General features: G+C 46.9%; 21 protein-coding genes and 1 pseudogene. 11 read left to right on the top strand and 11 right to left on the bottom strand.

Annotated features, from left to right (window positions below; all coding sequences use genetic code 11):
* Nucleotides 1-69: 69 nt before the first annotated feature.
* Nucleotides 70-279 (top strand): annotated as a pseudogene (locus QUB24_RS12165) (zinc ribbon domain-containing protein); the annotation flags it as partial.
* An 89-nt stretch (nt 280-368) separates the two neighbouring features.
* Here the strand turns inward: QUB24_RS12165 and QUB24_RS12160 are convergent.
* Nucleotides 369-704: a hypothetical protein gene (locus tag QUB24_RS12160; RefSeq protein ID WP_333153411.1), complete on the bottom strand. Its 336-nt coding sequence runs from the start codon at nt 702-704 to the stop codon at nt 369-371.
* A 570-nt stretch (nt 705-1,274) separates the two neighbouring features.
* Between QUB24_RS12160 and QUB24_RS12155 the strand changes: the two genes are divergently transcribed.
* Together QUB24_RS12155 and QUB24_RS12150 are read left to right on the top strand one after the other, a co-directional pair.
* Complete coding sequence (locus tag QUB24_RS12155) at nt 1,275-1,790, top strand: HNH endonuclease (RefSeq protein WP_333153410.1); 516 nt, start codon at nt 1,275-1,277, stop codon at nt 1,788-1,790.
* A gap of 160 nt (nt 1,791-1,950) precedes the next feature.
* Nucleotides 1,951-2,349, top strand: coding sequence for an alr0857 family protein (locus QUB24_RS12150; RefSeq protein ID WP_333153409.1), 399 nt, complete (start codon nt 1,951-1,953; stop codon nt 2,347-2,349).
* Nucleotides 2,350-2,503: 154 nt separating this feature from the next.
* Here the strand turns inward: QUB24_RS12150 and QUB24_RS12145 are convergent, their stop codons facing one another.
* From QUB24_RS12145 to QUB24_RS12135, 3 genes are all read right to left on the bottom strand, one after another.
* Complete coding sequence (locus QUB24_RS12145) at nt 2,504-4,663, bottom strand: ShlB/FhaC/HecB family hemolysin secretion/activation protein (protein ID WP_333153408.1); 2,160 nt, start codon at nt 4,661-4,663, stop codon at nt 2,504-2,506.
* 24 nt (nt 4,664-4,687) lie between these two features.
* On the bottom strand, nt 4,688-4,930 hold the full coding sequence (locus QUB24_RS12140; RefSeq protein ID WP_333153407.1) for a hypothetical protein: 243 nt from the start codon (nt 4,928-4,930) through the stop codon (nt 4,688-4,690).
* 164 nt (nt 4,931-5,094) lie between these two features.
* A complete protein-coding gene (locus QUB24_RS12135) occupies nt 5,095-5,961 on the bottom strand; it encodes a DUF928 domain-containing protein (protein WP_333153406.1) in 867 nt (288 codons plus the stop codon).
* 422 nt (nt 5,962-6,383) lie between these two features.
* Here QUB24_RS12135 and QUB24_RS12130 point away from each other — a divergent pair, with 422 nt between their 5' ends.
* Both QUB24_RS12130 and QUB24_RS12125 read left to right on the top strand, forming a co-directional pair.
* Nucleotides 6,384-8,075 carry a transglutaminase domain-containing protein gene (locus QUB24_RS12130; protein WP_333153414.1) on the top strand — a complete coding sequence of 564 codons (1,692 nt, stop codon included), beginning with the start codon at nt 6,384-6,386 and terminating at the stop codon, nt 8,073-8,075.
* A gap of 108 nt (nt 8,076-8,183) precedes the next feature.
* On the top strand, nt 8,184-8,324 hold the full coding sequence (locus tag QUB24_RS12125; RefSeq protein ID WP_333056396.1) for a hypothetical protein: 141 nt from the start codon (nt 8,184-8,186) through the stop codon (nt 8,322-8,324).
* A 351-nt stretch (nt 8,325-8,675) separates the two neighbouring features.
* Here QUB24_RS12125 and QUB24_RS12120 read toward each other — a convergent pair whose 3' ends face one another.
* A complete protein-coding gene (locus tag QUB24_RS12120; protein ID WP_333153405.1) occupies nt 8,676-9,662 on the bottom strand; it encodes an aldo/keto reductase in 987 nt (328 codons plus the stop codon).
* Nucleotides 9,663-9,934: 272 nt separating this feature from the next.
* Complete coding sequence (locus QUB24_RS12115) at nt 9,935-10,846, bottom strand: alpha/beta fold hydrolase (protein ID WP_333153404.1); 912 nt, start codon at nt 10,844-10,846, stop codon at nt 9,935-9,937.
* A gap of 696 nt (nt 10,847-11,542) precedes the next feature.
* Between QUB24_RS12115 and QUB24_RS12110 the strand changes: the two genes are divergently transcribed.
* On the top strand, nt 11,543-12,031 hold the full coding sequence (locus QUB24_RS12110) for an anti-sigma regulatory factor (RefSeq protein WP_333153403.1): 489 nt from the start codon (nt 11,543-11,545) through the stop codon (nt 12,029-12,031).
* A 272-nt stretch (nt 12,032-12,303) separates the two neighbouring features.
* Here QUB24_RS12110 and QUB24_RS12105 read toward each other — a convergent pair whose 3' ends face one another.
* Nucleotides 12,304-12,579, bottom strand: coding sequence for a DUF6439 family protein (locus QUB24_RS12105; protein WP_333153402.1), 276 nt, complete (start codon nt 12,577-12,579; stop codon nt 12,304-12,306).
* A gap of 118 nt (nt 12,580-12,697) precedes the next feature.
* Between QUB24_RS12105 and QUB24_RS12100 the strand changes: the two genes are divergently transcribed.
* Nucleotides 12,698-13,063: a DUF2203 domain-containing protein gene (locus tag QUB24_RS12100; protein WP_333153400.1), complete on the top strand. Its 366-nt coding sequence runs from the start codon at nt 12,698-12,700 to the stop codon at nt 13,061-13,063.
* 119 nt (nt 13,064-13,182) lie between these two features.
* Complete coding sequence (gene asnS / locus QUB24_RS12095; protein WP_333153399.1) at nt 13,183-14,574, top strand: asparagine--tRNA ligase; 1,392 nt, start codon at nt 13,183-13,185, stop codon at nt 14,572-14,574.
* A 278-nt stretch (nt 14,575-14,852) separates the two neighbouring features.
* On the opposite strand, the gene QUB24_RS12090 is transcribed toward asnS, so the two are convergent.
* On the bottom strand, nt 14,853-16,334 hold the full coding sequence (locus QUB24_RS12090) for a pitrilysin family protein (protein WP_333153398.1): 1,482 nt from the start codon (nt 16,332-16,334) through the stop codon (nt 14,853-14,855).
* Nucleotides 16,335-16,533: 199 nt separating this feature from the next.
* Nucleotides 16,534-18,129, bottom strand: coding sequence for a pitrilysin family protein (locus QUB24_RS12085; protein WP_333153397.1), 1,596 nt, complete (start codon nt 18,127-18,129; stop codon nt 16,534-16,536).
* Nucleotides 18,130-18,411: 282 nt separating this feature from the next.
* Between QUB24_RS12085 and QUB24_RS12080 the strand changes: the two genes are divergently transcribed.
* Nucleotides 18,412-19,029: a helix-turn-helix domain-containing protein gene (locus QUB24_RS12080; protein ID WP_333153396.1), complete on the top strand. Its 618-nt coding sequence runs from the start codon at nt 18,412-18,414 to the stop codon at nt 19,027-19,029.
* Nucleotides 19,030-19,252: 223 nt separating this feature from the next.
* Here the strand turns inward: QUB24_RS12080 and QUB24_RS12075 are convergent, their stop codons facing one another.
* Nucleotides 19,253-19,615 (bottom strand): hypothetical protein, encoded by a 363-nt coding sequence (locus QUB24_RS12075; RefSeq protein WP_333153395.1) that lies wholly within the window; start codon nt 19,613-19,615, stop codon nt 19,253-19,255.
* 82 nt (nt 19,616-19,697) lie between these two features.
* Between QUB24_RS12075 and QUB24_RS12070 the strand changes: the two genes are divergently transcribed.
* Nucleotides 19,698-19,934 carry a hypothetical protein gene (locus QUB24_RS12070; RefSeq protein ID WP_333153394.1) on the top strand — a complete coding sequence of 79 codons (237 nt, stop codon included), beginning with the start codon at nt 19,698-19,700 and terminating at the stop codon, nt 19,932-19,934.
* A gap of 72 nt (nt 19,935-20,006) precedes the next feature.
* Here QUB24_RS12070 and QUB24_RS12065 read toward each other — a convergent pair whose 3' ends face one another.
* Nucleotides 20,007-20,369, bottom strand: a complete 363-nt coding sequence (locus QUB24_RS12065) for a hypothetical protein (protein WP_333153393.1) — start codon at nt 20,367-20,369, stop codon at nt 20,007-20,009.
* Nucleotides 20,370-20,489: 120 nt separating this feature from the next.
* Between QUB24_RS12065 and QUB24_RS12060 the strand changes: the two genes are divergently transcribed.
* A partial coding sequence (locus tag QUB24_RS12060) for a cobalamin biosynthesis protein (RefSeq protein ID WP_333153392.1) occupies nt 20,490-21,105 on the top strand: 616 nt, incomplete at its 3' end.

Below are 21,105 nucleotides of genomic sequence, written 5' to 3'. Positions count from 1 at the left end.
TTTTTGGGGAAGCCGTTGGTTTAAAAAATGTAAAATTATATCATTTATTGGGATATTTACAAAATCGGGATGCTCCCGAAGCATCAAGCATCCAAGTACGGTTGTGTTGTAGTAGACGTGACAGAAGAGTACACCAGTAAGACTTGCTCAAAATGCGGTCATATTCATAGTAAGTTGGGCGGTTTAAAAACGTTTAAATGTCCAGAATGCGGACACACTCTGGACAGAGATTTAAATGGCGCTTTCAATATTTTGTTGAAAGCTTTGAGGGATACCTCCATGTCTGGAAAGCTTGCAGCTTTCCAGATTATGCCATACACAGTAGATTTAGGTAGATTCCTAGATTTACCGGGTTAAATGTATCTGGTTTATCCAGCCATACTCCCCATACTCAGTGGCACCATTTCGCCGTGCATTGTCAGGCCTAATAACATCGGCCCGCCCGGTCGAATCAACTCTCCTGTAAGCGCGCAGCGTTCCTCCTGCTGTGCTGTGGCATTAATGCTGGCTCGAATATCCGATCGAGAAAACATCTGCCGATACTCTCCAGACTTCTGCTGCACGTAATTCCAGAGCAAATCTCGAATCAAAGCTTGATAGCCTTGATTGCCCGCGAGATCTTTAAGTCTCTCTTTGAGTTCTCTTTCGAGTCGAATGCTGGTGACTTCCATTTCGGTGGTTGAGGTTCTAGGTAGGGTATGCATAATTTTTTCTCCGTGACGGGTGGACAGATGTGTAATATCAGTGTAGTATGTTTAAAGCTAGATTTAAAGGTCTCTTACCACTTTCTGCCGACTTTGAAATTTCTCCCCACCTACTCCACCTATCAACTGAAGTGCGATCGCCCCACGGGTCGCTCAGAGTCGTCACGGCACGCCTTTAAAACGGGTTTTGCGACCGTCGCAGCGACCTCGTGGGCGGGCCGGGGCTCAATTAAACCCGGTTATAGTGGATTAGGACAAATTGCAGAAATTAATTACAACGAGGTAGACCAGCACGGTCTGCAAGTGGCACAGCCATATCGAGATACGCGAAGCGGGAGGTACAGCTAAACAACTGTACCAAGACAGAATGAAAATTTGCATGAAAGCAGTTTTTCTGGCCCCCGCTTCTAAGTAAGAGAAGCGGGGGCATTTGATTGGATATTTGATAAATTCGATCGGCTTGGGGAACTGGCAAAAAATCAGATGTAGCCAATGCTGACGAAGCAAGCAAAATTCAAAATCTAAAATCTAAAATCTAAAATCCAAAATCCAAATGAGGAGGAGCAAGCCGTGACCGTAGTAACTGATGTATTGAGGCAATCTGTGGTGGTGTTTTCTCAGAATTACCTACCGATGAGCCGTGTCAACATCAAACGGGCGATCGTACTGTTGGTAACAGGCAAGGCTGAACCTCTTGATTTTAGCATTGGCAACGGCTGGCTGGTGCGATCGCCCAGCACCAGCATCCACGTACCCGAACAAATCCGCTTGACTTTTGGTAACAGGGAACGCCTGTGGAAAGTGCCCCCGGTTAATCGCCGGGAAGTTCTGCGCCGCGATGCTCATTCTTGCCAATACTGCGGTAGCAATCGGCATTTGACGCTGGATCACGTGATGCCTCGATCGAAGGGCGGCCCGCATACTTGGGACAACGTGGTGACTGCTTGCGAACGGTGCAACTCTCGTAAGGGCGATCGAACTCCCGTAGAAGCTGGAATGACTCTGCGAACTAAGCCGAAGGCCCCCATACACCCCACTGTTGCTTTTGCCGAACTGTTTTGGCACGAATATCAAATTGGGGAATAGGGAATGGGAAGAATTTTAGATTTTAGATTTTAGATTTTAGATTTTAAATTGATGCGTAATGCTCGTCTAAAATCTCCCCTAACTCTCAATTCCCAATTCCCGATTACCAATTTTCAATTATCAATTTTCAACTTTCAATTCCAAATTTAGGGCTGTCAATATGCTGAAGTTGACTTATACTGAAACGGGCTTTAACCTAGAGCGTTTGGCTCAATCTCCCGAACAGTTAGTGGCGCTGCGAGTGGTGCTGGCTATGCGAGTTGGTCAAAGCATCAGCGTCGAACCGAGCACTGCGGCATTTTTGCTGCCCGCGAATTTGCCGGCGCTGTCTCTGTTGGAATCTGAGGCGCGCCGAAACGACAATGATGCAATCGCCCTTTGTGTTGCTGATGCTGACTTTGTAGAAGTGACTCTGCGGGGTACGTGGATTTCTGGCGCGTCTGAGGGGGCCCAGGGCGTGTTTGCGACTGTGTTGGGCGATCGGGCGGAGCTCTTGCTGCTCAAACTCTGGCTCGAAACTCAGGCTGCTGCGGAGGTTGTCGGGGAAGTCGGCGATTAATATCGGATGTGGAAGGAAGAGGAAAGAGGGAAGAGGGAAGAGGGAAGAAGGAAGAAGGAAATATTTTCTTCATTTCCCACTCCCCCACTCTTCCCATCTCCCCTCTGCCATCACAGACAATTTATATGGGTAGCAGAGCAGCAAATCGCTCATTTTAGGGCGTATAAATTATGTTGAAGTAAATTCCTTTATCTTGCAGATTGTCGCCTTTATCGCTAATTCTCACCAAAGGAAAAGCGTAATCTACGCGCAGGTTCACCCGCTGTATCGGTTCCCAGATTACCCCCAAACCCAGACCTGCTAAAAATGTCTGATTGGTTAATTTATTAGGATTACTCGCAACGTTCCATACCGTACCCGCATCCAAAAATGGAGCTAATTGAAGTTTGGGATTTCCCGAAGCATCGCGCTGCAAAGTAATCCGATCTTCGATGGAAACTCTGAAGCCGTTATCGCCAGAACGGACATTTTGGCGGTAGCCACGCAAAGATTGCCCGCCACCAATTACAAATTGCTGGGAAGGCAACAAACTATTAGCTGACAACTGCAAGTCAGCCTGCAAAATTAATAAATGTTTGTCATTCAATCGCTGTACTCGCTGCACTTGACCCAGCCAGCTAAAAAATTGTCCGTCGGGATCAGAACCTTCGTATTGAGTAGCATCAAACAAGCTAGTGCCGATCGTAAATTGCGATCGCACGGCCCAAGCACCCTGCGGGTCACGCCGAATGTAGTCCTGTCCCAACTTAATTGCGCTCGTAGTGCTGACACCCTTGGACTCCTCGCGGATGCCAAAAGAAACAGGTTCGCCAGCGACAAAAGTTCTGCCTGTCTGATAAGTAAAACCAGCAGACAAGGCAAATTCTTCGATCGGCGTTCTCCGCAGTGGCTGGCGGTAACTAACTTCAAATAAATGCGATTTTCCCGAAATATCAAAACTATCAAAAGGTTCTTGTACAATACTGTTGCGGTTCGGTGCCGCCCTCAATTGCAAAGTGCCGTTCATTGCATTTAGCGGCACGCGATAGCTGAAATCAAACACGTCTGAATCGCCGATCGATCGATAATAAGCCCCTGCCAGTTCGTCGCCATTTCCTGTTATATTGCGGTGCCGCAAACTAACTCCCAATCTTTCGGAACCGACACTGGGAGGCGAGTAATTGTCAATGCTGAAACTAGGTTGAAATGGATTAGCTTCCGAGACTCGGACGATCAGAATGCTCTCGGCTTCATTATCCCCAGCCCGCAGACTGGCTTCTACATTGTCAAATAAAGGATCGACTCGCAGCAGCCGGAGTTGGTCTTCTAATGAAGCTGTGCTTAAAGGCATTCCGGCACCGAGTCGAATCCGGCTACGGATGTAACTCGGATTCAATCTTTTAGTTCCTTCTACCTCAATTCGGGCTAGCTTGCCTTCAATCACTTGAATTTGGACTACCCCTGCGGTGATAGTTTGGGGCGGCAAGACTGCTCTCGAAGTGATGTAGCCACGATTGAGGTAAATTTCGGTAATTTTGTCGGCGATTTGTTTGAGCTGTTCTAGGGTGGTAGAACGGCCTTCTAACGGGTTGACTAAGGCATTAATTTCGTCTTGGCTTAAAATTGTGCTGCCAACTACTTGAATTTTCTGCACCTCAATTGGTGTATTCGGCAGCGTTGGGGGAACTGGCGACGGGGACTGTGGCGCTACTGTGGGCGGTACTTGGGGAGGTTCTGGGGAAGGCTGCGGGGCAGGTTGCAGAAATCGATCGCGATTTGGATCTGGCTGAGTCGGCGGCAACGGTAACAGCCGATCTGGTACTCGATCGCGGTTTAAGTCGGGCGGGAGGTTTCCCGGTGGCGTCTGCGGGTTCTGGGCTAAAAAATTACAATCTAGCGGGTTCTGACATTGGGGCTGGTTGTCAACCAGATTTTTTGCTACGGGCAAGATGCCCGTACCACAAGCAGTTTCATCAATTGTGGCACAGGCTTCTTGGCTGTTCTCGGCGGGGTTCGATGGTGTTTCTGGTTCAGGGTTGGTCTCGATCGCATCGGGAAGCTGATTTAAGTTTGTTGCTGTTTCATCCTGCTTGATTTCCAGTTTTTGCAGTGCTAATACTTGATTGCCCGTATCTGCTGAGTTGTCAGCGGCGACGGGCAACTGAGAAATATCCTTTGTTTGGGATATAGCTTTATTGGCATAAAAGCAAGCCATCGGCAGCGCAGTTAGAAGTGAAATCCCCAACCGAAATAGTGCAATATTTGCATTCGGGCGCATAATTAATAATTTCTCTAAAATAAGTTTGTCGCCTGCTTGACTATGCCAGTTTATCATTTAGTATTAGGCGAAATTTGACCATCAAAATTTCCACAGTCCGGCTTTCAATATGCCAGAAGTCCGAACTGCCGAGCGGTACAAAAATTTTAATTTATTTAGGACGATCGACCAAACAACCCCCAACAGGCAAAAATCATCTGGGGCGCTGCCAAATACCGCGCTCGAAACCGAGTTTTTCGTACTTGCTGCACCCCTCATACCATGTGAGATTTGAGATTTGGCAATGACTCGCCCAAAAACGGATACCGTGCCCCGAACGCTCATCAGTGTAGATCCTAAAATTTTAGACTCCTGTTCCTGCTCCCAGATTCAATGCAGCAAGTAAATCTAAAATCTAAAATCTAAAATCTAAAATCGACTGACTTATGGCTATCCGGGTTTGGGACACGGGCCTACCGTTGCATTCTTTGCGTGAAACTGGTATTGAATTATTTTCTTGTGATCGGTGTTATTTCACTGGCGACTAAGGGTTCTTGGGCTATTTTGCCGAGTTCGACTGAGTTGAGCACTGCTGACCACTCGATCGCTAAACTGGCATCGCTGGGAGACTGGAGACGCAATTGAGCTAGAGTTGCCAGGTACTCGTACCAGAGATTTTGTTGGGCGAAGATGCTGAGCTTGGTGAGGTCGGACGATCGATCCAACTCGGTTTTCACGGTTGGGGCGAGTGCGGTGCGGTTGATCCACCCGGAAACGAGAACATCATCTGTTGTATTTTTTGGGTTGCATTTGATAGTAAAGTACCATTGATAGTTTTTGCCAACTTCCAGGGCTGGCGAGTTCTCGTCGGAGCCGAGGCTGACGCTAACAATACCTGCACGGCTAGTTACCATACGAAAACTTTTTTTGTATAGTGTTTTGTCTCTTTCGTCTGCTAACTCAAACTGAACTGTTTTGTCGAGGGCTACGGGAAGGTAGTAGAAAAATGTCGGTTTTGCTGATATGGTTTGCCCCATAGTTGATTGGGGAATCAAGGCAGTTAAGGCAGTTGTGGCCGTGGGGCATTCTAAGCCGCGGGTTCCTCCCCCTTCCCGCCTTCCGGGTACTCCGTCCTCCGGCGGTTGAAAGCTATTCCACGCGGCTCCCAATTGCTCGCTGTTCGGTCTGCTTCCGCTTGCTTGGGCGGGTTGAACTGTTTGCCAGTTGATGGGTAGCTGCGGTGGTGAGGCGCGCTGGACAATGTTTGCGGGGCTGTTGAGAGCCTCTGCTGGTATTAAAAAACTACCGGCGGCAACTGCCTCTAAAGACAGAATTAAGGAAAGAGCACCGATATTTAGAGCAGACTTCAAAGCCATGACGAACCTGCCTTCTGATGAACCTAGGAACTTTATCGCACGGTTTTATTCTATCCAAGGTTTTGACCGATATAGTAATCTGTTGTACTTAATTTATATCTTCAGGCAGATACGATTATTTGGGTCGCTCTGCTCAACATAGAATTCTCTGTCGCGTTTGTCAGTGGTAGCTTAGTAGTTATACTTACTTCCATTCACAGCAGCAGGTTGGGTTGAGCTTGTTAAACCCAACTTTGACAAAGACTAATATTCGGGGTCTTTTAACTCTAGCAAGAGGCTACAACGGGTCTTTTCGTAAAAACACCTCGTTGATGCGTCAGTCCTGGATATCAGGAAACTCGGCAATTTTGCTGGTGAACCTCAAGCGATCGGCTACAAGTTACAAATCAGGTTTTCTGTACAATACCGGCAAGAAATTTAGCATGAATCTCGATTCACCTGTTCTCTCGGACAAACAGCCTTCGGGGCTGCGGATGGTAAGACCCATCGGAGTCTTGGCACTGCACGGCATTGCTTTTTTAGGAAATAGGTTGTTCGCTGTCGATCGCGCCGAAGGGCTGCTATTGGAGATCGATCGAGAAAGTGACAACACTACTGTTTTGAATCCTTATCAAACGGCTAAGTTTGCCGGCGCAACGGGGCTGGCTATTTCGGAAGATACTCTCTGGTTTGCGCGGGATGAGGATATTTGTTGCTGTCGGGGCGCAATTCGGGACGGGGCGATAACTGAACTCAAACCGGAACATTTTGTTTCACTTTCTTATCGTGCTGACGGGATTGCTGTTTGGAAATCTACGCTTTATGTGACTTGCCAGAGATTAGCCTCGATTCTGGTTTTTGACCTGAAAACTGGTCGGGAAATTACTCGGTTTTACGCTCCCGGTATTGGGGTAGAAAATATCACAGTCCGGGATGAGGAAATTTGGGTTTGTGACAAGACTGAGCAAACTGTTTACTGTTTGGAACGGGGAACTGGGGAGATTAAATTTAGTGTTTTGACTCCCTTTGAGTCGCCTTCGGGTTTGGCTTTTCACAAGGATTCCGAAACCGGGGAAGAGGTTCTGTACGTGGCTTATGCCGGGGATGAACTTTACATCCGGGATGACCCGAATTCGGAAGATCCTTTTCAGTTGACGAAGCGCGATCGCACTTTTATTCAGCCTTTATCTTTTCACTACAATGAAGCTGACCGCTACGCTCTGTCAAACGGTTTTTTGATGGAAATGTCTTATGTGGAGGAACTGTCTCCCCTCGATGAGGTAGAAATCGAAAATTTGGAGTGGCGGATTGCTTTGCCTTCGCAAACTCACCGGCAAAAGGTCAGGAAAATTACGCCGATTGGAATGCCTTTTACTGAGGAAATTCAGGAAGGAGAACGGGTGGCGGTGTTTAAGTTCGATCGGCTGCACCCTGGGGAACGCCGAATTTTTGGCTGGAAGGCTTTGTTAGAAGTTCGATCGATTAAGTATCAGTTGTCACCTAGAGATGTCGAAAAGAGTCCGAAGCTGTCGCCGGAGTTTGCAGCTAAGTATTTGGTTGATAATGACAATTTGGCGATGGATACGGAGATTGTGCGATCGGCTGCTGTGGCTGCCATTGGCTCGGAAACTAACATTCTCAGGCAATTGCTGAGCATTCGTAATTTTGTTTACGATCAACTTTCTTACGGAATTAGGCCTCACATTGACACTCCCGATATTGTGCTGCGCCGTGGTATCGGTTCCTGCGGCGAATACGTGGGACTTTTGTTAGCTTTGGCTAGGTTAAACGGCATTGCTTGCCGCACGATCGGCCGCTACAAGTGTCCGGCTTTTGGTGACAGAAAAGGTGTGTCGCTGGAGCCGGATTTCAATCACGTTTGGCTGGAATTTTACATTCCGGGTTTTGGCTGGGTGCCGATGGAATCTAATCCTGATGATATTCAAGACAGAGGCCCTTATCCGTTGCGATTTTTTATGGGTTTGGCTTGGTATCACGTAGAAATTGGCAAGGGAATTCGGTTTCAAAGTCTCACTAGCGGCGGTCTTCCTTTAAACAAGGAGGAGGTTTCCGTGGGAAGTCTGGCAATTAATCATGTGAGGTTTACCATTTTGGAAGAGTTGCCCGCAGTGTGAAGGGAGTGTTAACAGTTAACAGTTAGCAGTCAACATTTAACTGTTAATTGTTAACATTTTTCATCTAAAATCGAAAGTATAAAATGTAAAATCAGAGGAAGAGGGGTTGTGGAATTTTCGATTGCTAATTTTCTCGTTTTAGTGGCCTTTGTACTACTGCTGACGGTGACTGGCGGGGTTGCTTATTTGACGGCGGTTGAGTGGCGCGATCGCAGGCGGTTAGATAAGGCTAAACGGAAAAAAAAGTAGCTCTGTGCTGTTGACAAAGTGCATTTTTTATGATAATAAACAAGGCGAGCGGGTTGGCTCGCCTTGTTTTGTGATTTGAGGTATTTTCACCGCAGATGATATCAAGTTTGGTAACATAAACGTTGTAGGTTCGTAGTGAGGACTTGAGTTTTCATACAAAACTATGATTCATATCGTTTCCGGTTGGATCGGAAGGATTTAACCACAGAGAACGCAGAGAACACAGAGGGAGATAAGAGAGATGAATAATTCCGATGAAGCGTGGATTTGAGCTCGCGGGCGGGACGCCCGCGCCACAATAAAAACACTAAAATAAACACAGATGAAAAAGGGAATTTTGGAGTTGATATCTTAAGTCCACTGTCGGAAAAATGTATTTTCTTGCCAAGCGGCGGCGGTGCGTTTTTCAAGTGCTGCCATTTCTGTTGTGTTCAGGGGTTTGAATGCTTGGGCGACTTTGAAATTTTCTTCTAATTGCTTTACTGAGTCGGCGGCGATGACGCAGCAGTGCACGCCGGGAAGTGAAAGCGTGTAGCCCATTGCTTGGTGCATTCCATCTAAAACACCGTTCTGAAATAATTTGCCGTAAGCTGGTATTTTCATGGCTATGACGCCGATATTTTTGGCTTTGGCTACTGGTAAAGCGCTGGTAACAAAGGAGCGCGGATGATGTTTTTCGGCGGCGTTGAGGCAGATTAATGTTGTGTCAAAAGGATAGCGCTGCAAGCCTGCGGCAATGATGGCTGGTTCGTGGTGTCCGGTGATGCCGGAAAAACGAATTATTTTTTGCTGTTTGGCTTCTTCGATCGCCTTTATTGCTCCTTTAGCACTGAAAATTTGGTCTAATTCGGCTTGGAATGAGACGTGGTGGAGTTGCCACAAGTCTAGTCGATCGGTTTTCAATCTTTTGAGCGATCGCTCTAAGTCTCTCCAGGCGCCATCTCTGTCTCTGGCGGAGGTTTTTGTGGCTAGGAATAGGCGCGATCGATATTTGGGCAAAACTTTGCCTAAGTTTTCTTCGCTGGGCCCGTACTCGGCCGCCGTGTCAAAATAGCTAATGCCTAGTTCGATCGCGCGTTCAATTTGCGCCGCCGCTTCTGCTTCTCTTCCCGGCTGCGACAGCGGTGTTTGTCCTGCCCCACCCAAACCGAAAATCGGCACTTTCACCCCGGTGTTGCCTAACAGTCGTTCTGGCATTTTTACTGTGGCGGCCGCCTGGTTATTGGGTGCGGCTGCGATTTCCCGATCCTGCTGGTCGATCGCCTTAGCACCTGCAATGCCGCTGGCAACAGCTATACTGCTCAATATAAAATTGCGGCGAGTCTTTTTGCGGGTCATTGTTTCCGTCTCCTCAGAATGTTTGAGTTGAGATTAACCAGAAAGTTAAATGAAGTCATCAGTCATTAGTCAGTAGTCATTAGTCAGTAGTCATTAGTCATTAGTCATTAGTCAGTAGTCATTAGTCATTAGTCATTAGTCATTGGTTATTGGTTATTTGTCCTATGTTTCTTGTTAGTTATTCGTTCTAATAACCAATAATCAGTAACCCATGCCCCATGCCCTATGCCCTATGCCCCATGCCCTATGCCCCATGCCCTATGCCCCATGCCCTATGCCCCATGCCCTATGCCCTTGTCAATTATCCATGCGCGAATCAGTTCGTTTATCTGTTCTGGTACTTCGTCGTGGGGACAGTGACCAGCTTTGATAAAGTGTTCTGTTAACTGCGGATAGTGTTTGCGAAATTTAGCGCTTCTTTCTGTGGAATTCATCCACGGATCGCCTTCTCCCCACAGCATTAGCAACGGGCAGGTTAATTGACTAAGTAATACGTCAATTTTTTCGCCTTGGGGTGTTCGGAATACGGAAGCGAATACTTTGGGGGCGCCGGGATCGCAGGAGGGAAGGTATATTTCTTCTACTAATTGGTCTGTGACGGCGCTTTGGTCGAGATATACTTTTTCTAGGGTTTTCCGAATTGTCGATCGCTGGCGCACGTACTGGAACAGCAGAAAACTTGCCCAATCTTGCTGAAATAAGGTTTTAGCTACTGCAGATATGGCTTTTTGCAAGGGCGGGGCTTCGGGTGCGGGCTGCGGTTCGCTGAAGGGGCCGGCGCTGTTGATTAATATGAGTCCGGCTGCTGATTCGGGGCGCCCGGCTGCTACACACAAGGCGGCGTAGCCTCCGAGGGAGTTGCCGGCTAGTACGGCGGGCCGGCCGATGATGTTGGTGATAAAATCGTGGAGTTGGTCGCGCCAGAGGTCGCCGCTGTACTGCAATTCGGGTTTTGCCGATCGCCCGAATCCCAAAAGGTCGATCGCCCACACTTCAAAGTCTTTGCTCAGGCCGCTAATATTTTTGCGCCAGTGGTCTGTGGAGGCTCCAAAACCGTGAATTAACAGCAGGGGAGGGCGTTCTGGATGCCGATCGCTGGATCTAACGTAGTATACTGAATGCCCTCGCCACTGCCAGTAAGTGCCAGCTATGGGGGCAGCGGTTATGGCTGGGTTTGCTTGCATAATGTAAAGAAATAATTATTTACTTTAACTATTGTATCGCGACATTCAGATTTATATAGTTTGGCCAACGCCCCGGAGTTTCGCCCGCAAAGGATTGGTCAATTTGGGCGAGTTGAGATCTCGCGCTCTCACGCACTCAGGATTAATAAGTTTTGTAACAAATATTGATTTTGTGAGGGGCGCAGCAATGGGAGATATTTGACCCGATCGCATTTAGGAAAATAAATCGCGTTTTGGCTGCAACATCCCTAGGTATGATAATTTTGCTGTTTGGCGGCAAAAGCAAGTTCTGGGCGATGGCGCTTGGCCGGGGCTGCGAGGGTCGAACCTGATTGGCGAGGGTTAAGGGATCGACTTTTTTATAGTTATTTGCGAGCTTTTCCAGGTGGGGATCGTTTGTTCAAGAGGTGTTGACGGCTTCGGGGATGCAACTAGCCGTTTGGTTGCTACTTGGCAAAAGCTGAGCTCAAAAATTTAGCTGCTGGGAGAACTTATAAGTAAAATTACTGATGGTTCTCTGCAGAAGTTTCTCAGAATCGCTGAATATTTTGTGACGTGGTTTGCTGTTCTTAATTGCTTTGATACTCTAAGATAGAAGTAGAGCTGCGCCGCTCAATTAATTAGCATTTTGAATACTAGGGAGCCAACTATGCAGGGTGTGAACTTTATCCACCTGAAAGTTAGGGAGTTTTCTGAGTGATTGCTATTTCACCTCGTCCCGTCGGACGCAATTGGATTACGATTAGCTTCGCTTCTACTCTATACCTTTGTCCTATTTTGGATCTGCTCCTAGCAGAGGTGCCAGATTACTGGCAAGCGGAATTGCGGTTGGGGCTTCAAGAAGCTTTGGTAAATGCTGCTAAGCATGGAAACAAATTAGATCCCGGTAAAACTGTTGGAGTCCGTTTTTCGATCGTCCAAAACCAATATTGGTGGGTGATATCGGATGAAGGTTCTGGCTTTAAGGCCCCTTGCAGTTGCAACCTTTATACCGATGATTGCGACAGTCTCCTCGCAGAGGAGGTTGCAGATAACTCTGGACTACCCCATGTGGAACAGGAATGTGGTAGGGGGTTGTTTATTCTTTACCAAATATTCGATCGGGTAGAGTGGAATTCTGAAGGTACAGAGTTACGGCTGTGCAAAGAACTTGCCCGTCCCTACCGACTGCCTCGCTTGCGCTAGCACCGCTATGAAAGCAGCAGTTTTCACCTCAGCTAGACCTGGAATTTTTTTCGTTCTCGGGCTGAAGCTTGCAGTGAGAATTTGAACGCTCTGGCTATTGATAGCTGATCATAATGCAAAATGTGAGTTTTGAGTTAAAAAAGTATAAATCTTTTGAACTCACAATCGCGCTGCTCGATCGGGCGGCGCGATTGTCTAAGTTTTGAGCGACTACTCAAGTCAAAACTCCCAACTCAAAACCGCCAAGGGTTACGAACAACGAAGCAATCTAATTATTTGCCGTGGGTGGGACAGGGAGGAGCAGATATCGATCGATCCAGCCATCCTGCTGCTTGGTTTAAGCGCGGGAGAGCTTCTTCAGGCTGTTTTTTGAGCAAAAAGACCAAAGCGGCCGCAGCTTGCTCGCAGGCCCGCGCAGAACGGTTGGCTTTGAGGCGGTGCCAATCTTTTTCGGAGATGGCGAGGCGCGCGGCGAGAGCTTGGGCTAGTTCTACAGTGCTCAGCTCGTTGAGGTTGACAGTTTGGGTTGTTTGTGTAGTTTCAAGCATAATTGGCAATTATACGGATTTGGCAGCCGTTTCTGAATTTAAAAAATATACTGCATATAATAACAACTTAATTGGAAATCGGTTTTTTTTATTATTATTGTCAGGTTTGCAGATCGAAATGCCTCAACAGCCGTCAGAGTTAAATCGGGAAGAGCAAGAAAGTGAGTTTGTTCAAGCGCTCGCAGCAGTTGAGCGATCGCTCGCAGCAGTCAAAGAACGGTACACTCAAATTCAGGTCGATCGACAGCGCCAAGTCGAACTCGGCCATCGGCGCGAAGAAATCCGCCAGTCGGGGCGCAAAAATCCATTGCCGCAACTCAAAAAAGAATTGCGGGAAATTGAGCAAGAATTGGAAACTATCGAGTTGAATTTAGAAAGCAGCCTGTTTTCTTGGGGAAGCATAAAACAACCTTTTTGGCAAGCAGTTCGCTTTGGGGGGCTTGGCATTTTGATCGGTTGGATTTTGAAATCCTATGCAGGTTGAAGGATGTTGGGAGTTAGAATTTTTGATTTTTTTATTTACCGCAGAGGGCGCAGAGGGCGCAGAGGAAGAGAAAAGAGAGAAATATGGTGCAAAATATTAAATAAACAGGAGTGGATATTATGACAAATCAACGAATAGCAGCAATTTTGCGCGCTGGTGAACCCGACGAAACTGTAACTGTTCAAGGCTGGGTTCGCACTAAGCGCGAATTGAAAGAATTTGCCTTTGTGGAAGTCAACGATGGTTCGGCGATGGCTAACTTGCAAGTAGTCATAAATTCCGATTTGCCAGATTTTGAAAATGTACTGAAACAACTGAATACAGGTGCATCTCTAGAAGTGTCGGGTGTGCTGGTAGCATCTCCGGCGAAGGGACAGCGAATTGAGTTGAAAGCCTCACAAGTACAAGTTTATGGCGATGCAGACCCGCAAACTTATCCGCTGCAAAAAAAGCGCCATTCCTTTGAATTTTTGCGGACAATCGCGCATTTGCGGCCGCGCACAAACACCCACGGTGCTGTCTTTCGAGTCCGCAATGCTTGTTCGGCGGCGGTACACCAATTTTTTCAAGAACGCGGTTTTTTGTGGGTTCATACTCCGATTATTGCTGCTAGCGACTGCGAAGGTGCGGGGGAAATGTTCGCCGTTACCAACTTTGATTTAAAGAATGTGCCGCGCACTGATTCGCAAGAGGTTGATTATGCTAAAGACTTTTTTGGAAAGCGCGCCTATTTAACAGTTAGCGGGCAGTTGGAAGCGGAAGTTATGGCGATGGCTTTCGGCAATGTTTACACTTTTGGCCCGACTTTCCGAGCGGAAAATTCTAATACTTCGCGACATTTGGCGGAGTTTTGGATGATTGAACCGGAAATGGCTTTCTGCGATTTGCAGGGAGATATGGATTTGGCTGAGGCGTTTTTAAAGTACATTTTTAAATACGTTTTGGAGCGTTGCCCGGAAGATATGGAGTTTTTCAATGAGCGCATTGATAAAACGGTTTTGGCTACTGCTGAAAATATCATTAATAATCAGTTCGAGCGGATTACTTATACTGAGGCGATCGCACTTTTGGAAAAAGCAGACAAAAAGTTTGATTTTCCGGTAAGTTGGGGCTTGGATTTGCAGTCGGAACACGAGCGCTATTTGGCGGAGGATTTGTTTAAAAAGCCGACAATAGTCAGCGATTATCCCGTCGGGATTAAAGCATTTTATATGCGTTTAAATGAGGACGAGAAAACGGTGCGAGCAATGGATGTTTTGGCTCCTAATATTGGGGAAATAATCGGCGGTTCGCAGCGGGAAGAAAGGCTGGATGTGTTGGAGCGACGCATGGAAGCGCAGGGTATGAATAAGGAGGAATTGTGGTGGTATTTGGATTTGCGCCGCTACGGTACTGTGCCTCACGCTGGGTTTGGTTTGGGATTTGAACGGCTGGTGCAGTTTATGACGGGAATGGGGAATATTCGGGATGTGATTCCGTTTCCCAGAGCACCTTTGAGCATTGATTTTTAGCAAAACGTAGGGACACTCCAAGAGTCCATTGGTGTCAACTTAACGTCAAACGTAGTATCAGTCTGCTGTCGGACGATTAAGCCTCGATCCCCCCTAGCCCCCCTTAATAAGGGGGGGACAAGAATATTCTCAAAGTCCCCCTTCTTAAGGGGGATTTAGGGGGATCTAGACTCAGCTAAAAGCGATATTTATCAAGGGTTTTAGGCTGAAGTTGACATCAATGGGCGAAAGCCCGTCTCCCTACCTGAAAAGAGAGGAATGCAAGCCTTTGTTACCAATTAAGTAGCGGAGGGAATTGTGATATCAACAGATTGCACTTTCACCGAAGTTCCCAAACTCGATAACGGCGGTTCAATTGCCGCAGTATTTCCCACTACTAATGTTACCAGATTCTCCGGTTTCAAATAAGTCTTGGCTACGCGCTGCACGTCGGCAATTGTTGCTGCTTCGATGCTGCGGCGGTAGCGAAAAATGAAATCTTCGGGATAACCGTAGTATTCGTAGCGGATTAATCGCGACAAAGTTTGACTGGGATTTTCAAATTTGAAAATGAATGAATTTAGGGTGGAATCTTTAGCAAAAGCTAATTCTTCCTGGGTAATTGGTTCGGTGCGGATACGATCGATCTCTGCCCGAATTGCCTGGATAAACGGTACTGTTGCGTCCGATCGCGTTTGGCCTCCCGCGAAAAACACCCCCGGATAGTCATATCTCGGGCTCCAAGCCGCGTATACTGAATAAGCTAAGCCTTGGCGCGATCGCACGTTATTAAACAAACGGCCACCGAAACCGTTGAGAACCCCATTCATCACATCCAAAGCACCGTAATCTGGACTGTTGAGCATTCCACCCAAATGTCCCATTTGCACGTAACTTTGACTTAATTGCGGCTGATTTACCAAAAATATGCCGCCGCCATTTGCTGGCGATACGGTTGGTAGCGGAGGCACTGCTGCACTTTGATTCGGTTGCCAGTTGCCAAATTTTTGCTCGACGAGCGATCGCATTTTAGCTGTATCAAAATCGCCAGAAATACCCAAAATCATATTCTTGGGATGAAAATATTTCTGGTAGAAACTCACCAAATCGTCGCGGGAAATATTGGCGAGGGTTTTGTATTCTACCGTGCGCGCGTAAGGACTGCGATCGCCGTAAATTAACTTTTCAAACTCGCGGCCGGTAATACCGTCAGGATCGTCATTGCGGCGGGCGATCGCACCTTGAGTTTGGTTCTTCGCTAAATCCAACTTTTCCTGAGCAAATATTGGCTCCCGAATCACTTCCGCAAATAAGTCAAATACGGGTTCCAAATCTTCAGCTAAAGCACTAAAATTAGCGCTGCCTGAACTAACATCAATCCCCGTTTCTACTGAAGCTGCTCGCTGTTCTAGCAACTGATTTAATTCATCAGCCGTATGCCGGCTCGTACCGCCAGTTCGCATCACTTCTCCCGTCAAACCTCCCAATCCAATTTTATCGGCAGGTTCAAAACGCTCGCCCGTGCGAAATAGAGCCGTTCCCCCGACTAACGGCAGTTCCCGGTCTTCCATCAGATACACCCGGATGCCATTTTTTAGCTCGAAGCGAGTATATTTAGGCAGTTTAATTTCTGCCAGCGGGGGAAATGTTAATTCGTCGTAGTGTTTGGGTGCCGCCGCAAAGGAAGGTAACAAATTAAACGTGCCAAGTGAAACAGTAAAAAAGCAAAGTGACAGCAGAAATAACTTTACTTTTTTCAGTCTCAATTTAGTCCTTTTCATTCTTTCTCCAATGTTTCCTAATTTGACAATTCGAGGCAGAGCCTCGCCGATATGCGTTCCCAGGCAGAGCCTGGAAACGAGTATTTCTTCCCTCTTCCTTCTTCCCTCTTCCCTCTTCCTTCTTCCTTCTTCCGCCGGACATCGAACTGACATCCGTTACATCCGTTACATCCGTTACATCCGTTACAGAACCTTCTTCTTACAGTGGCAAAAGCTTTCCAATCGTGCGATTTTCCGGGCGGAAAGTTGCCTGAGCGACACGCTGAATGTCAGCGGGAGTAACAGCGGCGATCGCATCCAATTCCTTGAACAAATTTCGCCATGAACCGGTATTTACTTGATAGTCCACCAGCGCAAATGCCATGCCCATATTAGAATTGAGCGATCGCAACAAATCGGCTCTCGCCTGAGTTTTCACGCGATCTAATTCCAAAGCAGAAACCGGCTCAGTTTTCAGGCGATCGATTTCCTTGCTCAAAGCGGAGGCTACTTCATCAACCGTGCGGCCCGGAGCAGTTTGAGCATAAAATAACATCAAATTCGGATACTTTTCGCCCGGATAACCGCTGAAACCTTGAGCCGCCAGCGCCAATTGCTGCTCTTCTACCAAAGATTTGTAGAGCCGAGAAGTGCGGCCATCGCTGAGCAAAGAACCAATCATTTCATAAATGGCATTGTCGGGATGATTCATCGCCGGTTTGTGATACCCTTCCAAATACCAAGGTTGAGTTTTTAATTGCAGCGTCACTTCCTTAGTTTGCGTTTGGGGAGGTTCGACAATCTGCAATTCTGGAGGCGCGGGTGAAGCCTTGTAACGGCCGAAATAAATTTGAGCGAGTCGCTTCACCTCCGAAGCTTTCACGTCTCCTACCACCGCAACAGTCAGCTTGCTGGGGACGTAGTGAGTGTCGAAAAACTTCTGCACGTCGCTGCGGGTGAGGTTTTTAATGTCTTCAGTGTAGCCAATTACGGGGCGGCGGTAGGGATGAGCAGAGAAAGCTTTGTTGGCAAAAGCTTCAACCATTTGTCCGATCGGAGAATTCTCGGTTCGCAGCCGGCGCTCTTCTAAAATTACCTGTTTTTCCTTGTAAAATTCCCGAAATACTGGTTCGAGAAATCGCTCGGATTCCAGCGACATCCACATTTCTAACTTGTTAGCTGGAAGGCTGTAAAAATACATTGTGGCGTCGGTGGAAGTAGCGGCATTTAGTCCGACTCCGCCTGCTTGTTCCACTATTTTGCCGAGTTCATTGCGCTTGACAAATTGCGAAGCTTCGGCTTCAACTTTGTCAAATTCTGCTTTTAATTGGGCGACTTCTTCAGTTTTGCCGCTGGCCTTGGCTGCTTGCATTTGCTCGAAGAGTTGGTCTTGTTTTTCTAGCAGCGGCTTTTCGGCTTGGTAGTCGGTAGTGCCGATTTTTGGCGTGCCTTTGAAGGCTAAATGTTCGAGATAGTGGGCGACACCTGTTTGACCGTCGGGTTCGTTTGCCCCGCCTACATCGGCGTGAATCAGAAACGATGCTACGGGCGCTCTGGGCCTTTCGAGTACGATGAATTTCATGCCGTTGTCGAGCTTAAATTCGCTGACTTGGCTGATTACTCGATCGAGCGATGGTTGAACAGAGACTGTTTGGGAGCCGCTAGCGGGGTTGGGGCGGGCGAGGGCGATTTCGGGCGAAATTCCCCACCACAGCAGTACAGCGGCGAGCAGGGATGCGATGAATCGAGTTTGGCGATCGGGCGATTCCCTACGGGATAGCTTCGCTTCACGGGGTTTTTGGAACTGCGGGGTCATTCGATTTTAGATTTTAGATTTTAGATTTTGGATTGTCAAACAAAAAAATGTTTGTGCTCGGTGGCCAGGAATTCTTTTCTCAGGATAAAGATTTTTGGAGGCATAAGCGATCTGTTGCGCCCCAGATGTTAGGCTGATACAGCAAATCTCAAAAAGGGTCTGGGGCCCGGCGAGGAGTTTTAAGTTTGGGATAAAAGCCGCGCACAACTTAAAACTTAACATTATTTAGCCCTTCAGTCCCGAACCCGTAGTTCCAAGTCGCCAATTACCGATTGCAAAGCCATGCGAATTTTTAATCAGTCTCCTCCTTCTGAAACAGAAACCAAGAAGCGGATTTTACAAGCCGCTCAGCGGTTGTTTGCCCGCAGCGGATACGACGGCACGACAACTCGCGATTTAGCAGCGGCGGCGGGGGTGGCAGAGGGTACGCTATTTCGGCATTTTGATAATAAAAAAGCGATTTTGATTGAGGTAGCGACGGAAGGATGGGTGGAGTTGCTGACGGATTTGCTGACAGAATTGAGCGAGATGGGCAGTTACAAAGCAGTGGCTCAGGTGATGCGGCGGCGGATGCTGAATATCCGCGAGAATAGCGACATGATGCGGGTGTGTTTTTTGGAAGCGCAATTTCACCCGGATTTGCGCGACAGAATTCAGTTGGAAGTCATCGGAAAAATGAGCGATGTTGCTGAGGCTTTTTTTGAAACGGCGATGGAAAAAGGAGTTTATCGGAAGATGAATCCGAAGATTGTGGCTCAGGTATTTTTAGGAATGTTTGCAGTCGCGGGTTTCAGTCAAAATACGATTATGGAGCCGAATGCTTCGCCCCAGGAAATGCAGGAAATGGCCGAAGGACTCGCAGATATTTTTCTGAATGGGGTTTTGCAGAAAGATCAATAATTAGTCATTAGTTATTAGTTATTGGTTATTTATTGGTTATTTATTGGTTATAACCGATATCTTGCAGCAATATCAATAAGAGGATTTTTCGTGGGGTCGGGCGGGTTTATAGAACCTATTTGCAAGCTTTAAGGCTGTTGGCGAACCCGCCCCTACGGCTAATTGAGAATGGTGCAATATCTCAGTTATAACCAATAACCCGTCACCCATCCCCAATCCCCAATTACTCTATAAATTCGTACATTTGCTGTACCCAATTCTCCCGGTTTTTCTGCCATTCATCCGTCACTACTTCCCAAGTTGTATTGCTTTCAAGTTCCAGCAATAGACTTGATACTTCTTCCAGCGTCGATGCTATATGACATTCTTCTACCCAACTTTCACGGAGCATTTTCCAGAGACTTTGTACCGCTTCTCGCTGAAAATTTGATTCTAATTCAACTAGCAATTTGGCTAGGTGTTTTTCGTCAATTGCTGCTGACACCTCGCTCATCCAACAGTTGCGACGTTCTTTCCATTCTTCCGTCACTGCGTCCCCGTTTAGGTGGGCTTGAAACTCTAACAGTAATTGGTTTAGTTCTACCATATTAAATTTTGTCTTGTTTGCAGTTTGTGCTATTTTTGTACAAATTTTATTGATTGAGAGTGTTGGTTTTTTATAATGAGCTATGTGGCTGAGGCTTTATTTGGAAACGGCGATGGAAAAACAAGTTTATCCAAATATGAATCCGAAAATTGTCGCTCAGGTATTTGTGGGAATGTTTGCAGTCGCGCCCTTCAGTGAAAATACGATTATGGAACCGAATCCTTCTCGGCAGCAAATACAGGAAATGGCTGAAGGACTGGCAGATATTTTAATGAATGGGGTTTTGCAGAAAAATGAATCATTAGTCATTAGTCATTAGTCATTAGTCATTAGTCATTAGGAAATTTTAGAGCCTGAAAACGCAATATATACAGGCTCTGACACGTCGAAACTACTCCTTAAACTTGTGCATTTGCTGTACCCATTTCTCGCGATTATGCTGCCATTCATCGGTCACGGCTTCCCAATTCGTATTGGTTTCTAGTTCCAGCAATAAACTTGATACTTCTTGAACAATCGATGCTCCCAGACATTCTTCTACCCAACGGTCTCGACGCTCTTGCCACTGAATATCCACCGATTCCCACTGCAAGTTAGATTCCAATTCAACTAGCAATTCTGCTAGATATGTCAGGTTAACTGATGCTGCCACATCGCTAACCCAACTTTCCCGGCGCTCTTTCCATTCTTTTGTCACTCCTTCCCATTTGAGGTTGCTTTCAAACTCTAACAGTAACTGATTTAGTTCTACCATCTTAAATGTTGGGTTTTTTGTAGTTTGTGCTACAATTATACCAAAATTTTCACTAAACAGAGTGTTAAGTTTTTTTTAAGATTGCGGTCGCAGTGAAACTACAGAATAGATAACTGAATAATGAACGATGAATTTACTTTAGATATGCTAGAGATTCCCAGCGGTTGGAGGCGGGGCGAAGGTGACTGGACAGGAGTGGCGGCGGCTCTTGCTAGAGGGGAAACTGTCGAAGTAATTCAAGAAGTTGGTTCTACTTTGTGGCAAAACAGTCTGCCAGAAAAACATTCTTTGTATTGGGATGGGGAAAATCTATCAACTATCAAAGCCAGAATTTGGATTAGTTTCACCCAGAGAAGATTTTCGCCGGAATCTGTTTTGCCAAAGGTTCAGTGGCATCCCAGAGTGTTGTGGGTAGGGATAGGTTGTGAACGCGGAACAGGGCGAGAATTAATCGAAACAGCGATTAAACAAGTATGCCGTGCTTATCATTTAGCGGAAAGTGCGATCGCAGGTATTGCTACAATAGATACTAAAGCAGGTGAAGTCGGCTTGCTGGAACTTTGTCAAGCCCGAAACTGGCCGTTAAAAACCTTTGCTGCTGACATTTTAAGTTCCGTAGAAGTCCCCAACCCTTCAAATATTGTAGTCAAAGAAGTCGGCACGCCCAGCGTAGCAGAAGCCGCGGCACTTTGTGCGATCGAACTAATATCTTGTACCATTCTCAACAACAGGCAAG

The organism is Microcoleus sp. B9-D4 (genome assembly GCF_036705105.1).
Classification (GTDB): domain Bacteria; phylum Cyanobacteriota; class Cyanobacteriia; order Cyanobacteriales; family Microcoleaceae; genus Microcoleus.
Note: the sequence above shows the minus strand (reverse complement) of the source record. Positions and strands in the feature narration are given on the sequence as shown.